This window comes from Thermomonas sp. (assembly GCF_041919455.1).
GTDB lineage: Bacteria > Pseudomonadota > Gammaproteobacteria > Xanthomonadales > Xanthomonadaceae > Thermomonas.
Genome location: NZ_JAYRTQ010000016.1, coordinates 51,510 through 66,397 on the forward strand (window position 1 = coordinate 51,510; position 14,888 = coordinate 66,397).

The window sequence follows — 14,888 nt, forward strand, 5'->3', positions numbered from 1 at the left end:
CGCGCCGGTCCGCGAACTGCCGCCACTGGTGGATGACCTGCAGCGGCGCACCTTCGACTGGTTCTGGGAAACCGGCAACCCGGTCAACGGCTTGGTGCCGGATCGCTGGCCCACGCCGTCGGCGTCCAGCATCGCGGCGGTGGGCTTCGGCCTGACCGCGTACGGCGTGGGCGTGGAGCGCGGCTGGATCAGCCGCGAGCAGGCGGTGGACCGCACCCTGGCCACGCTGCGTTTCTTCGCGCGCGCGCCGCAGGGCACCCATGCGCGGGGCGCGTCCGGCTACAGGGGCTTTTTCTACCATTTCCTGGAAATGGACAACGGCCTGCGCGCCGGCGAGAACGAGCTGTCCACGGTGGATACCGCGCTGCTGCTGGGCGGCGTGCTGTTCGCGCAGACCTACTACGACGGCGAGGATCGCAAGGAGGCGGAAATCCGCCGCCTGGCCGACAAGATCTACCGCCGCGTCGACTGGACCTGGGCGCAGGAACGCAAGCCGCTGATCTCGATGGGCTGGAGCCCGGAAGAGGGCATGCTCAAGTACGACTGGCAGGGCTACAACGAAGCGCTGCTGGTGTACGTGCTGGCATTGGGTTCGCCCACGCACCCGGTGGGCCAGGATGCGTACGAGGCCTGGACCGCAAGCTACGACCGCACCTGGGGCAAGTTCCACGGGCAGGAGCACCTGAGCTTCCCGCCGCTGTTCGGCCACCAGTATTCGCATGTGTGGATCGACTTCCGCGGTATCCAGGACGCTTACATGAAAGGCAGGGGCATCGACTATTTCGAGAACAGCCGGCGCGCGGTGTACTCGCAGCAGGCCTATGCCATCGAAAACCCCGCGGGCTGGAAGGGCTACGGCAAGAACGTGTGGGGGCTCACCGCCAGCGACGGCCCGGTGGACGCCAGCTTCGAGTACGACGGCACCACCCGCCTGTTCCGCACCTACACCGCGCGCGGTGCCGGCATCGAACACGTGGTGGACGACGGCACCATCGTGCCGACGGCGGCGGCGGGTTCGATCGCGTTCGCGCCGGAGATCGTGATCCCGGCCATCGAGGCCATGCACGAACGCTACGGCAAGGACATCTACAGCGAGTACGGTTTCCTGGATGCGTTCAATCCCAGCTTCACCTTCGCCGAAGCGGACCTGCAGCATGGCCGCGTCACAGAGGGCAGCGGCTGGGTCGATGGCGACTACCTGGGCATCGACCAGGGGCCGATCGTGCTGATGATCGAGAACCACCGCAGCGGCTTCATCTGGGAGGTGATGCGGCGCAATCCGCATATCCAGCGTGGCCTGCAGCGCGCCGGTTTCAGCGGGGGCTGGCTGGATGCGTTGCCGAAGCAAGCGACGGTGCCGAAGGACGCGGCGGGCAAGGGCGGCTGAGGCATGCGCGCGCGCTGGCTCGCATGCGGCGTGGCGGGGCTGGCGCTCGTCGCGCTGCTGGCTGCCTGCAAGCGTGAGCCGGCCGATTCGCGCCAGGTCGTCCGCTTCTGGGCGATGGGTTACGAAGGCGAAGTCGTCGCCAACATGCTGCCGGAATTCGAGCGGCGCAATCCGGGTATCAAGGTCGAGCTGCAGCAACTGCCGTGGACCGCGGCGCACGAAAAACTGCTGACCGCTTTCGCCGGCGATGCCTTGCCGGACGTGGTGCCGCTGGGCAACAGCTGGATCGCGGAGTTCGCCACGCTCGACGCGCTGGAACCGCTGGATGCGCGCATCGCTGCGACACCCGGTTTCGCCCGCGAGGATTTCTTCGCAGGCGCCTGGGACAGTGGCGTCATTGATGGACGCGCGTATGCGGTGCCGTGGTACGTGGAAACCCGCGTGCCTTACTACCGCAAGGACTTGCTGGCGAGGGCAGGCTTGCAGTCATTGCCGCAGGACTGGACGCAGTGGAAGGCGGCGATGGCGGCGATCGAGCGCCAGGCCGGGCCGGACCAGTCCGCGATCCTGTTGCCCCTGAACGAATACGAGCCGCTGTTGAACCTGGCCGTGCAGCAGCCCGATCCGCTGCTGCGCGATGACGGCCGCTACGGGAATTTCCGAAGCGCCGGCTTCAAGCGCACGCTGGCGTTCTATCTTGAACTGTTCGACCTGGGCTATGCGCCGCGCATCGACAACACCCGCATTTCCAATGTCTGGGACGAATTCGGCAAGGGCACGTTTTCGTTCTACATCAGCGGACCGTGGAACATCGCCGAGTTCAAGAAGCGCATGCCGGATGCGCTGAAGGATGCATGGACCACGATGCCGCTTCCGGGTCCCAATGGACCTGGTGCCTCGATCGCCGGTGGCACCAGCTTCGTGGTGTTCAGGCAATCCAATCGCAAGGACGCGGCGTGGAAACTGATCGCCTTCCTGTCCGAACCAGAACAGCAACTGCGCCTGCACGAACTGACCGGCGACCTGCCGCCACGGCGCTCGCCGTGGGCAACCTCGGCGACATTGGCGAATGATCCGTATGCGGCCGCATACCGCGACCAGCTGGAGCGCGCGGTGCCGGCGCCGAAAGTGCCGGAGTGGGAACGCATCGCCCAGGAGATGCGCATCGTCGGCGAACAGCTGGCCAACCATCGCGTCACCGTGGACGAGGCCGCCGCGGAACTCGACCGCCGCGCCGATGCGATCCTCGCCAAGCGGCGCTGGATGCTGGACCACAAGACCGCGGAGCCTGCGCGATGAGCACGCGGCTTGCGGGTTGGCTGTTCGCCGGACCGGCGCTGCTGGTGATAGCGCTGTTCTTCGGCGTGCCGGTGCTGGCGGCGCTGGCGCTCAGCCTCACCGACTTCGACATCTACGCGCTAGCCGACATCGGCAGCCTGCGCTTCGTCGGCTTGGGCAATTACATCACGCTGCTGCAGAACCCGCTGTTCTGGAAGGCGCTCGGCAACACGTTCTACTTCGTGCTGGTCGGTGTGCCGCTGTCCATCGCCGCGTCGCTCGGCGCGGCGCTGCTGCTGCATTCGAAACTGTCGCGGCTGCGGCCGTTCTTCCGCACCGCGCTGTTCGCACCGGTGGTGACCACGGTGGTCGCGGTGGCGGTGATCTGGCGCTACCTGTTCCACACCCAGTACGGCATGGTCAATTGGGGCCTGTCCTCGCTGGGCATCGCGCCGGTGGACTGGCTGGGCGATCCCGCGTGGGCGATGCCGACCATCATCCTGTTCGCGGTGTGGAAGAACTTCGGCTACAACATGATCATCTTCCTGGCCGGCCTGCAGGCGATCCCGGAAGACCTCTACGAAGCGGCGCGCATCGACGGCGCGTCCGGCTGGCGGCAGTTCCGCCACGTCACCCTGCCCATGCTCGGCCCGGTGCTGCTGCTTGTCGGCATCCTGACCATGGCCGGCTATTTCCAGATGTTCGCCGAGCCCTACGTGATGACCCAGGGCGGGCCGCTGCAGAGCACGGTCAGCGTGCTTTACCTGATGTACGAAGAGGGCTTCAAGTGGTGGAACCTCGGCAATGCATCGGCGGTCGCCTTCCTGCTGTTCGTGATCATGACCAGCATCACCAGCGGCCTGCTGTGGCTGGCGCGCAGGCGCGGGGTGGAGTGAGCGCATGAACCGCAGGCTCGCCGCCGCCATCGTCAACGGCCTGCTGCTGGCGCTGGCCGTGCTCAGCCTGTTCCCGCTGGTGTGGATGCTGTCGGTCTCGTTCATGCAGCCGGGCGAGGCCAGCCATTTCCCGCCGCCGTTGCTGCCCGCCGATCCGACCCTGCACAACTATCGCGAACTGTTCGTGCGCGCGGGCATGGGCCGCTATTTCGCCAACAGCCTGATGGTGTCGATCGCGGTGACGCTGGTGTCGGTGCTGCTCAACACCATGGCCGGCTACGCCTTCGCCAAGCTGCAATTCGCCGGCCGCGAGAAAGTGTTCCGTAGCCTGCTGGCGGTGATGGTGATCCCGGGGCAGGTGGCGATGATGCCGCTGTTCCTGCTGCTCAAGCAGATGGGCCTGGTCAACACGTATGCCGGCGCGATGGTGCCGGGTCTGGCGGGCGTGTTCGGCATCTTTCTGGTGCGCCAGTACGCACGCAGCATCCCCGACGAACTGCTCGACGCCGCGCGCATCGACGGCGCCGGCGAGTGGCGGATCTATTGGCAGGTGGTGCTGCCGGTGCTGAAGCCGATCCTGGTCACCCTGGCGATCTTCAGCTTCCTCGGCGCATGGAACGACTTCATGTGGCCGCTGATCGTGCTCAGCGACCAGAGCCTGCAGACCTTGCCGGTCGCGTTGGCCAGCCTGTCGCGGGAACACGTGCAGGACAACGAATTGATGATGGCCGGCTCGGTGGTCACCGTGCTGCCGGTGCTGTTGCTGTTCCTGTCGCTGCAGCGCTACTACATGCAGGGGCTTCTGGTCGGGAGTGTGAAAGGGTGAGCAGTCCCGCTTGCGCCCCACTGGCGCGCGGGGCTGCGAACGCCCGGCCACGGATGGCCGGGCAGGGCGACCCGAAGCCGGGATTCACCGCCATGGATGGCAACGATCAACGACACGAAGCGAAGATGAGCCTGAACATGCTCCGGAAGTGTTCGATCATGCTGCTGTTCGTACTTGCACCCGTCGCGCATGCGCAGGAAGCGCGCTTGCTCGATGGCTTCGACGACATCTCCGCGTGGAAGGCCACCGCCTCCGACAGCGTCAGCGCTTCGCTGCGCCAGATCGATGGCGAGGCGGGCAAGGCGCTGTGCCTGGACTACGACTTCAACGGCGTGTCCGGCTATGCGGTCGCACGTCGCGTGTTGCCGATCCGCTATCCAGCCAATTACGAATTCCGCTATTTCCTGCGTGGCGAGGGTCCGGTCAACAACGTCGAAATCAAGCTGGCCGACGCCAGCGGCGACAACGTCTGGTGGCGCAACCAGCCCAATACCGTGTTGCCCTCCACATGGACGGCAGCGAGAAGCAGGAAACGGCAGATCGACTTCGCCTGGGGGCCGGCGACCGACCGCACGTTGCGTGCGACCGAGAGTTTCGAGCTGACCATCAGCGCAGGCAAGGGCGGCGGCAAGGGCAGTGCCTGCATCGATGAGCTGTCCTTCCGCAGCTTGCCGGTCGATGACGGTTCGCCGCTGGCGGGCACGCTGTCGCGCAGCGGGAAGGGCTGGATCCAGGATCTCGGTCGTGTGCGTGAATTCGGTGGCGCGATCCTGGATTGGAGTGATGCCACGCGTGCCGGCGATTACGCCATCGCGCTGTCTGATGATGGAGCGGCGTGGCGCACCGTGCGCGACGTGCGCGGCAGCGACGGCGGCAAGGATTTCATCGCCTTGCCGGAAGCGGAAGCGCGCTATCTCCGGATCACGCCTGCCGTCGTGGGCGGTCCAGCGCTGGCTGCAATCGAGATGCAGCCGCTCGCGTTCAGCGCCACGACCAACGATTTCCTCAAGGCCGTCGCATCGCGCGCGCCGCGCGGCAGCTGGCCGCGCGGGTTTTCCGGCGAGCAGCCGTACTGGACCATCGTCGGCATCGACGGCGGTCGGGAGCAGGGCCTGATCGGCGAGGACGGCGCGATCGAACTGGCCAAGGGCGCGCCCAGCATCGAACCGTTCGTGGTGGTGGATGGCAAGCTGGTCACATGGGCCGATGTGCAGACCACACAATCGCTGCAGGACGGCTACCTCCCGATTCCGTCCGTGCATTGGACGCATCCGCGCTTCAAGCTCGATGTCACGGCCTTCGCCGAAGGCGAGCCGGACGATGCGCGCCTGGTCGCCCGCTATCGGCTGACCAACACGACACGCGCGTCGGCCGATTACACGCTGCGACTTCGCGCACGCCCGTTGCAGGTCAATCCGCCCAGCCAGTTCCTCAACACGACGGGTGGCGTGAGCCCCATCGAGACGATCCGGGTCGTGCCGAACGCATTCGATCTGGACGGTCGCCACGTGGCGTTCTCCAGGGACGCCACGCGACGGCAGGCGAGTATGTTCGCGTCGCAGGAGCGGCCAGAGTCGGTACCGGCGTCGGATCCTTCGATTTCAGTGAAGGACCAGGACAGGCTGGCCAGCGCGGCGTTGGACTACACGGTGCGGCTCGCCCCCGGCGAGTCGTTCGATCTTGCCTGGGCATCGACATTGTCCGGCGCGGGTGGCCTCGACGCAGCGAACGCGGCGGAACGCCAGCAGTCCGTCGCCGGGGTGTGGCGCGAAAAGCTCGACCGCGTCCGGATCACGGTGCCCGCGCAAGGCCAGCGCGTGGTCGACACCCTGCGCACCTCGCTTGCCCACATGCTCATCAGCCGCGTGGGTCCGCGCCTGCAGCCGGGCACGCGCTCGTATGCGCGGGCGTGGATCCGCGATGGCGCGATGATCAACGAAGGCCTGCTGCGCATGGGTCGCGACGACGTGGCGGAAGACTTCCTGCGCTGGTACGCGCCGTACCAGTTCGCCAGCGGCAAGGTGCCGTGCTGCGTGGACGACCGCGGCAGCGACCCGGTGCCGGAGAACGACAGCCACGGTGAGCTTGTCTACGCGATTGCCGAGCAGTACCGCTTCACCCGCGACCGCGCCTTGCTGGAGGCGATGTGGCCGCATGTGGTCGGTGCGGTGAAGTACATGGACGAATTGCGGCTCAGCGAGCGCACCGAAGCGAACCGCGCGAAGAACCCGGCGTTCCATGGCTTGATGCCGGCATCGATCAGCCACGAGGGCTATTCGGCCAAGCCGATGCATTCGTACTGGGACGATTTCTGGGCGCTGCGCGGCTACAAGGACGCGGTCGAGATCGCGGCATGGCTTGGAAAGGCGGACGACGCGAAGCGCTTCGCTGCCTCACGCGATGAATTCCGCGCCGACCTGTACGCCTCGATCGGCATCGCCACGAAGCAGCACGGCATCGACTTCATTCCCGGCGCGGCCGAGCTGGGCGATTTCGACGCGACTTCGACCACCATCGCACTGGCCCCCGGCGGCGAGCAAGACACGCTGCCGCTGGACCTGTTGCACAACACCTTCGAGCGCTACTGGCGCGAGTTCGTCCAGCGCCGCGACGGCCAGCGCGAGTGGAAGGACTACACGCCATACGAGCTGCGCACCGTCGGCACCTTCGTCCGCCTGGGCTGGCGCGAGCGGGCGCATGAAGCGCTGGATTTCTTCTTCAAGGACCGCCAGCCGCCGGGCTGGAACCAGTGGGCGGAAGTGGTCTCGAGAACGCCGCGCAAACCGTTCTTCCTCGGCGACCTGCCGCATGCGTGGGTCGAGTCCGACTACGTGCGCTCGGTGCTGGACATGTTCGCCTATACCCGCGAGTCCGACGATGCGCTGGTGATTGGCGCCGGTTTGCCCACCGACTGGCTGTCGGGTGTCGGTGTCTCGGTGAAGGGGCTGCGCACGCCGCAGGGCGCGCTGGCTTACACGCTCAAGGCCGAGGGCGATGTGCTGCGGCTGGACGTAGGTGCTGGTATCACGTTGCCGAAGGGTGGGCTGGTGGTGTCGCTACCGGAACCCTGGGCCAGGGGCGGCGTGCGCAAGGGCGGTGCCGGTATCGACAATGGCGAACTTCGGATCACACGGTTGCCGGCGAGGGTGGAGATCGTCGCCGGCGACTGATACGACACGGGGTGTCGCGGACTTCTGCTCGTCATCCCGGCGAAGGCCGGGATCCAGAGACTTTCGTGAACATGGTGAAAGACGCTGGATGCCCGCCTTCGCGGGCATGACGATCAACAGCACTCAGTAAGGCAACGGCTCCGCCAGCGACGCGCCGTTGCTGGCGATCACTTTCGAGTACCACAGCGCGCTGTCCTTCGGCGTGCGCTCCTGGGTCACGTAGTTCACGTGGATCATGCCGAAGCGCTTGGAATAGCCCAGCGACCATTCCAGGTTGTCCAGCAGCGACCACAGCATGTAGCCGCGCACGTCCACGCCGGCTTCGATCGCATCGTGGATCGCGCGCAGATGCTTGCGCAGGTAATCGGTGCGCAACGGATCCTTGATCCGGCGCTTGCCGTCGTCGTCGACCATCGCTGCGGGCGGATCGAAAAATGCGGCGCCGTTCTCGGTGATGTACACCGGCAGGTCGCCGTAGGTCTGCTTGAACCACAGCAGCAGATCGGTGAGGCCCTGCGGGAACACTTCCCAGCCGGTCTCGGTGTAGGTGCCCAGCGGCTGGCGCACCACGCCGGTGTTGAGCGGATAGCTTTCCGCGGCCCTGGTCACGCTGCGGGTGTAGTAGTTGATGCCGACGAAATCGAGCTTCTGCCGGATCAGCGTGTAATCCTCGGCCGGCCACTCCGGCCAGGCGTCGCCGAAGATCTGCTTGAGCTCCGGCGGGTAGTGGCCGAGCAGTGCAGGGTGCAGGTACTGCTCGTTCATGTAGGCATGCGCGCGGCGCACCGCGGCGGCGTCATCGGTCGAGTCCGTGGCCGGGTACTTCGGCTCGATGTTCACGACCAGGCCGATCTCGTGCCGGCCCATCTCGCGGTAAGCCTTCACCGCCGCGCCATGCGCGCGCATCAGGTTGTGCGATGCGATCGGTGCCTCGTACTTGCTGCGATGCCCCGGCGCCAGCGCGCCGTGCAGGTAGCCGCCATCGGTCACCACCCACGGCTCGTTGAGCGTCACCCACTTCTTCACCCGGCCATCGAGCGCCTTGTAGAGCACCCTGGCGTACTCGGCGAACCAGTCGGCAATGTCGGGGTTGAGCCAACCGCCACGATCGTCGAGCGCCGCCGGCAGGTCCCAGTGGTACAGCGTCAGCAGCGGCTCGATGCCGTTGGCCAGCAACTCGTCGACCAGGTTCGAATAGAAATCCAGCCCGGCCTGGTTCACCCGGCCGGTGCCCTCCGGCAGGATCCGCGACCACGACACGCTGAAGCGGTAGGCCTTCAGGCCCAGCTGCTTCATTAGCGCGACGTCGTCCTTCCAGCGGTGGTAGTGGTCGCAGGCCACGTCGCCGGTATCGCCGTTGAGCATCATCCCCGGGGTATGCGCGAAGCGGGTCCAGATGCTCGGGCCGGCGCCGTCGGCCAAGGGCGAGCCCTCGATCTGGTGGGCGGCGGTCGCCGCGCCCCACAGGAAGTCGTCGGGGAAGGTGGGCGCGGTCATGTCGGGTGGGCTCCGGGGCAGTCTTGCCGGGGTGGCGTGAAAACGGTTACATGCGCAGAATAGCTGGGTCGCGGCCGGTTTGCATCCGGTTCCCCGCCAGTGAACCAGCAGGAGCGGATGGATGGCAAAGGTCGGCTTGGAGCAGGTCCGCAAGGTCTACCCAGAAGGCAGCCACGTTGCCGTCGCCGGGGCGACGTTCGACATCGCCGATGGCGAACGGATCGTACTGGTCGGGCCCTCCGGTTGCGGGAAATCGACCCTGCTGCGGATGATCGCCGGGCTGGAATCGATCACCTCGGGCACGCTGCGGATCGGCGAGCGCGTGGTCAATGAGGTCGCCCCGAAGGAGCGCGACATCGCGATGGTGTTCCAGAGCTATGCGCTGTATCCACACATGACGGTGGCCGAGAACATGGCCTTCGCCCTGCAACTGCGCAAGCTGCCCAGGTCCGAGATCGAGGCCCGCGTGCGCGAAGCTGCCGCCATTCTCGAGCTGGGCGCCTTGCTGGAACGCAAGCCCGCGCAGCTCTCCGGCGGGCAACGCCAGCGGGTCGCGCTGGGTCGTGCGCTGGTCCGCCAGCCGCAGGTGTTCCTGCTGGACGAGCCCCTGTCCAACCTCGACGCCAAGCTGCGTGCCGGCATGCGTGCCGAGATCGCCCGCATCCATGCCCGCACCGGCACCACGATGATCTATGTCACCCATGACCAGGTCGAGGCGATGACGCTGGGCCAGCGCATCGTGGTGATGCGGGATGGCGTGGTCCAGCAGATCGACACCCCGATGGCGCTGTATCGCAATCCCGCCAACCTGTTCGTGGCGACCTTCCTGGGCAGTCCGGCGATGAATACCGTCGAGGGCATGCTGGTCATCGACGACGGTCCGGCGCTGGTGCTCGCCGATGGCCAGCGCGTGCGACTGGACGGCGCGCGGCTTCCCGCCGGTTTGCCGAGGCACGTCGTTGCCGGCATCCGCCCGGAGCATCTCGCAGTGGTCGCTGACGGACAGGCGATGCTGTCGGCCACCGTCGACACAGTGGAGCCGGTGGGCAACGAGGTTTTCGTCAACCTGCGCATCGGCGCGCTGTCGCTGGTTGCCCGTTTGCCGCCTGAACAGGCGCCGGTCGAAGGAGGGTCGCTTGGGCTGAGCCTGCGTGCGGCGGACGTGCTGTTCTTCGATCCCGCCAGCGGCGAGCGACTGGCCGCCTAGCCCCGCTATACTCACCGATCGGCGGTTCCACGCCGGAGCGATTCCACCAGACAAATCAATCACCTGGCGGATATTTTCAATCCAAATTCACAAGTGGTGGCGCCTGCCGCCGCCCGGGATCCGCCGACGCGCATGCGCCTGTCCACCATCAAGCTGTCCGGCTTCAAGTCCTTCGTCGATCCGACCACCCTGCACCTGCCGACCAACATGACCGGCGTAGTCGGGCCGAACGGTTGCGGCAAGTCCAACATCATCGACGCCATCCGCTGGGTGATGGGCGAGTCCGCCGCCAGCCGCCTGCGCGGCGATTCGCTGACCGACGTGATCTTCTCCGGCAGCTCCGCGCGCAAGCCGGTCAGCCAGGCGATGGTCGAACTGGTGTTCGACAACAGCGACCACACCATCACCGGCGAATACGCGGCTTTCAACGAGATCTCGGTCAAGCGCATGGTCAGCCGCGACGGCCAGAGCAGCTACTACCTCAATGGCGCCAAGTGCCGCCGCCGCGACATCACCGACCTGTTCCTCGGCACCGGCTTGGGCCCGCGCAGCTACTCGATCATCGAGCAGGGGATGATCTCGCAGGTCATCGACGCCAAGCCCGAGGAACTGCGCGTCTACCTCGAGGAAGCCGCTGGCATCTCCAAGTACAAGGAGCGCCGCAAGGAAACCGAGACCCGGATCCGCCACACCCGCGAGAACCTGGACCGCCTCAACGACCTGCGCGAGGAAGTCGGCAAGCAGCTGCAGCACCTGGCGCGGCAGGCCAAGCAGGCCGAGCAGTACACCGCGATCCAGGCCGAGCGGCGGATCAAGGACGTGGAATGGAAGGCGCTGGAATTCCGTGCGCTCGACGGCAAGCTGCAGCGCCTGCGCGAGAAGCTGGCGCAGGAAGAAACCCGCCTCGAACAACTGATCGCCGAGCAGCGCGAGGCCGAGCGCGAGCTGGAGACCGGCCGCGAACGCCGCGAGACCGCCAGCGAGTCCCTCAACGCCGCGCAGGCCGCGGTCTACCAGGTGGGCAGCACCCTGGCCCGGGTCGAGCAGCAGATCGCCCACCAGCGCGAGCTGTCGTCCCGCCTGCAACGCGCCCGCGACGAAGCGCAGGCCTCGCTGTCCGAACTCGGTGCGCACATCTTCGATGACCAGCAGAAGCTGGACCTGTTGCGCGAGGCGGTGGCCGATGCCGAGCCGCGGCTGGAACTGCTGCAGGAAGGCGACGTGGAGCGCCAGGACACGCTACGCGATGCCGAGATGCAACTGGCCGACTGGCAGCAGCGCTGGGACGCGCATGGCCGCCAGCAGGCCGAGGCCGCGCGTGCCGGCGACGTGGAACGCACCCGCATCGAACACCTCGACCGGCAGGTGCTGGATGCCGACCGCCGTCGCGAACAGCTGATCAACGAACGCGCCGGTCTGGACCTCGACACCCTGGCCGATGCCTTCGAGCAGCTGCAGCTGCAGCACGAGACGCAGAAGGAATCGCTGGACACCCTGGGCGAGCAGGTCGAGCAGCGCAAGCAGGCCACCGCCGACGCCCAGGAACAGCAGCGCGCGCGTCAGTCCGAACTGGCCGAACTGCGCAAGCAGGCGCAGGCCGCGCGCGGTCGCTTGTCATCCCTCGAGACCCTGCAGGCGGCCGCGCTGGGTCAGGAGCAGGGCGCGGCGACGCAATGGCTGAAGGCGCAGGGGCTGGACGATGCAGCCCGCGTCGGCGAGCGCCTGCAGGTCGAGGCCGGCTGGGAAAACGCGGTCGAAGGCGCGCTGGGCCAGCTGATCGAAGCGGTGCTGGTGGATGCGCCGGAGGCCCTGGTCGATGCGCTCGGCGAACTCGGCGACGGTCGCCTGGCGCTGGTCGCGTCGGGTGATGGCGATGGCGGCGAAACGTATCCGCCGACCTCGCTCGCGGCCAAGGTGCAGGGCCCGGCTGCGATCCGTCGCCTGCTGTCGCGCCTGCACGGCGCCGACACCCTGGCCGATGCACGCGCATTGCAAGCGCAACTAGGCGATGGCGAATCGGTCATCACCCGCAACGGCGAGCGCCTCGGCGCCGGCTGGGTGCGCGTGGTGCGTTCCGGTGCGGCCAAGCAGGGTGCGCTGCTGCGCGAGAAGGAGATCCAGTCGCTGCGCGTCGAGATCGACGGCCACGTGAACCGCGAGCGTGAACTCGAGTCCCTGCTGACCCGCCTGCGCGACCAGTTGCTCGCCGCCGAACAGCAACGCGAGGATGCCCAGCGCGCCCTCTACCTCGCCCATCGCGGTGTTTCAGAACTGGCCGGGCAGTTGCAGAGTCAGCAGGGCAAGCTGGAATCCGCGCGCAACCGCATCGAACGCATCGATGCGGAACTGGCCCAACTCGCCGCCACGCTGGAAACCGCGCAGGAACAGTCGCGCGAGGCGCGCCATCGGGTCGAGCAAGCGGTGTCGACGATGGGCGACCTCGAAACCGCAAGGCAGGCGCTGGACGCCGAGCGTCGCCGACTCGCCGACGCCCGCGACGGTGCACGCCTGGCCGCCCGCGAATCGCGCGACGCCGCGCATGCACTGGCGTTGGCGCTGGAATCGCAGCGCGTGCAGGTCGTCGCCTTGTCGCAGGCATTGGAGCGCATGGGCGGCCAGCGTGGGCAACTGGATTCGCGCCTGGGCGACCTGGCCGCGCAGCTCGCCGAAGGCGATGCGCCGGTGCAGTCGCTGGAGAACGAACGCCAAATCGCGCTCGGCGAGCGCGTGCGCAGCGAGCGCGAACTGGCCGAAGCACGTTCGACCCTGGAAGGTATCGACAACGACCTGCGCGGCTTCGAACAGACCCGCCAGCAGCGCGATGCGCAGGCGCTCACGCAGCGTGAGGCCATCAGCCAGCGCCGGCTGGACCAGCAGGCGCTGGCGATCAAGGCCGACCAGTTCGCCGCCGCCGTGGTCGAGGCAGGCTTCGCCATGGACGACGTCATCAACACGCTTACGGAAGACGCGGATGCGTCGCTGTGGGAAAAGGCCGTCGCGGATTTCGACGCGAAGCTGCGCCGGCTCGAGCCTGTGAACCTCGCCGCCATCGCCGAACATGCCGAGGCCGCGCAGCGCAAGGAGTACCTGGACGCGCAGGACGCCGACCTCACCACCGCGCTGGAGACACTGGAAGAAGCGATCCGCAAGATCGACCGCGAGACCCGCGGTCGCTTCAAGGACACCTTCGACCGGGTCAACAGTGGCGTGCAGGAACTGTACCCGCGCCTGTTCGGCGGCGGCCACGCCTACCTGGAACTGACCGGCGACGACCTGCTGGACACCGGCGTGGCGATCATGGCGCGCCCGCCCGGCAAGCGCGTGTCCAACATCTCGCTGCTGTCCGGCGGCGAGAAGGCGATGACCGCGGTCGCCCTGGTGTTCGCGATCTTCCGGCTCAACCCGGCGCCGTTCTGCCTGCTGGACGAAGTGGACGCGCCGCTGGACGAAGCCAACGTCGGCCGCTTCACCGCGATGGTCAGCGAAATGAGCGAGCAGGTACAGTTCCTGTTCGTCACCCACAACAAGGCGACCATGGAAGCCGCGCAACAACTGTCCGGCGTGACCATGCGCGAGCCGGGCGTGTCGCGCCTGGTCTCCGTGGACCTCGCCGAAGCCGCGCGCCTGGCCGGCGCTGCCTGAGGAGGCCTGTTCGATGTCCGACATGACCCTGCTGCGCATCGGGATCGCCGTGGCGATGTCGCTGCTGCTCGGCGCGATCATCTATTTCGGCCGAGGCCGCAAGAACGGCCAGGGTCGCCGCGTTCCCCGCGAAGACGCGGGTGCTGCCGAAAGCCGCACCGAGCCGTCGCTGGGCGACCAGTTCGCCGATGGCTGGAATTCGTCGCCCGCGCAGCAGGAAGAACTCGCCTTGGACGGCAGCCCCGCGCAAAGCGAGCTGGGCAAGCGCGTCTCCGAGCAGTTCGACCGCATCGTCTCGCTGTACGTGGCGGCCAAGGCCGGCAACAAATTGCGCGGACAGGACATCGTGGTCGCCGCCGAGAAGGCCGGCCTGACCTTCGGCCACATGGACGTGTTCCATCGCCTGGTCGATGGCAAGCCGGAGCTCGGCCCGATCTTCAGCGTCGCCAACATCATCAAGCCGGGCAGTTTCGAGATGGCGCGCATCGCCGAGATCGAAACCCCGGCGATCGCCTTCTTCCTGACCCTGCCGGCCCCTGTCGCCGCGCTGGATGCATGGGAAACCATGGAACCGGCGGCGCAGCGCATGGCGGACCTGCTCGACGGCGTGGTGCTGGACGAAGAGCGCAATGCACTCGGTCGCCAGCGCGTGCAGCACATCCGCGACGAACTCCGCGCCTACGATCGCCAGCACGCGGCGCCGCCGTTGAGCAAGTCGAATCGCTGGTGATGCTTTCCTTCTCCCTTCGGGAGAAGGTGGCGCAAAGCGCCGGATGAGGGTTCGGAGCATCGTGGAAATCATCTCCACAGCGGACCCTCACCCCAACCCCTCTCCCGGAGGGAGAGGGGCTTAAAATCGGTTCATCACGGATTACCGGGGAAGGCGGCTTTGATCTTCAGGAAGAAGTACTCGCTGTCGCGGTAGCCGTAGGCCATGCGCTTGATCACCTTGATCTTGTTGTTGATGCCTTCCAGTTGCCCGGTA

10 protein-coding genes are annotated in these 14,888 nt (G+C 66.9%); 8 read left to right on the forward strand and 2 right to left on the reverse strand.

The window, feature by feature from the left end; genetic code table 11:
• The first annotated feature begins 28 nt into the window (after nt 1-28).
• The 5 genes from ACE3T8_RS11555 (at nt 29) to ACE3T8_RS11575 (ending at nt 7,557) form a co-directional block, all read left to right on the forward strand.
• Entirely contained in the window at nt 29-1,387 is a 1,359-nt protein-coding gene (locus ACE3T8_RS11555; protein WP_374609346.1) for a glucoamylase family protein, read from the forward strand.
• Nucleotides 1,388-1,390: 3 nt separating this feature from the next.
• Nucleotides 1,391-2,686, forward strand: a complete 1,296-nt coding sequence (locus tag ACE3T8_RS11560; RefSeq protein WP_374609347.1) for a sugar ABC transporter substrate-binding protein — start codon at nt 1,391-1,393, stop codon at nt 2,684-2,686.
• Nucleotides 2,683-3,561, forward strand: coding sequence for a carbohydrate ABC transporter permease (locus ACE3T8_RS11565; RefSeq protein ID WP_374609348.1), 879 nt, complete (start codon nt 2,683-2,685; stop codon nt 3,559-3,561). Before ACE3T8_RS11560 ends, ACE3T8_RS11565 begins: the two co-directional genes overlap by 4 nt.
• 4 nt (nt 3,562-3,565) lie before the next feature.
• Nucleotides 3,566-4,387, forward strand: coding sequence for a carbohydrate ABC transporter permease (locus ACE3T8_RS11570; RefSeq protein ID WP_374609349.1), 822 nt, complete (start codon nt 3,566-3,568; stop codon nt 4,385-4,387).
• Between the two features lie 158 nt (nt 4,388-4,545).
• Nucleotides 4,546-7,557, forward strand: coding sequence for a discoidin domain-containing protein (locus ACE3T8_RS11575; RefSeq protein ID WP_374609350.1), 3,012 nt, complete (start codon nt 4,546-4,548; stop codon nt 7,555-7,557).
• 123 nt (nt 7,558-7,680) lie between these two features.
• On the opposite strand, the gene ACE3T8_RS11580 is transcribed toward ACE3T8_RS11575, so the two are convergent.
• Nucleotides 7,681-9,054, reverse strand: a complete 1,374-nt coding sequence (locus ACE3T8_RS11580) for a GH1 family beta-glucosidase (protein WP_374609351.1) — start codon at nt 9,052-9,054, stop codon at nt 7,681-7,683.
• Between the two features lie 121 nt (nt 9,055-9,175).
• On the opposite strand from ACE3T8_RS11580, the gene ACE3T8_RS11585 reads away from it, so the two are divergent.
• The 3 genes from ACE3T8_RS11585 (at nt 9,176) to zipA (ending at nt 14,633) form a co-directional block, all read left to right on the forward strand.
• On the forward strand, nt 9,176-10,261 hold the full coding sequence (locus tag ACE3T8_RS11585; RefSeq protein WP_374609352.1) for an ABC transporter ATP-binding protein: 1,086 nt from the start codon (nt 9,176-9,178) through the stop codon (nt 10,259-10,261).
• Nucleotides 10,262-10,393: 132 nt separating this feature from the next.
• A complete protein-coding gene (gene smc / locus ACE3T8_RS11590; RefSeq protein ID WP_374609353.1) occupies nt 10,394-13,903 on the forward strand; it encodes a chromosome segregation protein SMC in 3,510 nt (1,169 codons plus the stop codon).
• Nucleotides 13,904-13,916: 13 nt separating this feature from the next.
• Complete coding sequence (zipA, locus tag ACE3T8_RS11595) at nt 13,917-14,633, forward strand: cell division protein ZipA (protein ID WP_374609354.1); 717 nt, start codon at nt 13,917-13,919, stop codon at nt 14,631-14,633.
• 134 nt (nt 14,634-14,767) lie between these two features.
• Here zipA and ACE3T8_RS11600 read toward each other — a convergent pair.
• Nucleotides 14,768-14,888: transposase (locus ACE3T8_RS11600; RefSeq protein ID WP_374609356.1), on the reverse strand; the 121-nt coding region annotated here is incomplete at its 5' end.

What these genes read in the sequence shown, in the direction of transcription:
- ACE3T8_RS11560 (WP_374609347.1), top strand. Translation starts at nt 1,391, where the DNA reads ATGCGCGCGCGCTGGCTCGCATGCGGCGTGGCGGGGCTGGCGCTCGTC.
- ACE3T8_RS11565 (WP_374609348.1), top strand. Translation starts at nt 2,683, where the DNA reads ATGAGCACGCGGCTTGCGGGTTGGCTGTTCGCCGGACCGGCGCTGCTG.
- ACE3T8_RS11570 (WP_374609349.1), top strand. Translation starts at nt 3,566, where the DNA reads ATGAACCGCAGGCTCGCCGCCGCCATCGTCAACGGCCTGCTGCTGGCG.
- ACE3T8_RS11575 (WP_374609350.1), top strand. Translation starts at nt 4,546, where the DNA reads ATGCTGCTGTTCGTACTTGCACCCGTCGCGCATGCGCAGGAAGCGCGC.
- ACE3T8_RS11580 (WP_374609351.1), bottom strand. Translation starts at nt 9,054, where the DNA reads ATGACCGCGCCCACCTTCCCCGACGACTTCCTGTGGGGCGCGGCGACC.
- ACE3T8_RS11585 (WP_374609352.1), top strand. Translation starts at nt 9,176, where the DNA reads ATGGCAAAGGTCGGCTTGGAGCAGGTCCGCAAGGTCTACCCAGAAGGC.
- smc (WP_374609353.1), top strand. Translation starts at nt 10,394, where the DNA reads ATGCGCCTGTCCACCATCAAGCTGTCCGGCTTCAAGTCCTTCGTCGAT.
- zipA (WP_374609354.1), top strand. Translation starts at nt 13,917, where the DNA reads ATGTCCGACATGACCCTGCTGCGCATCGGGATCGCCGTGGCGATGTCG.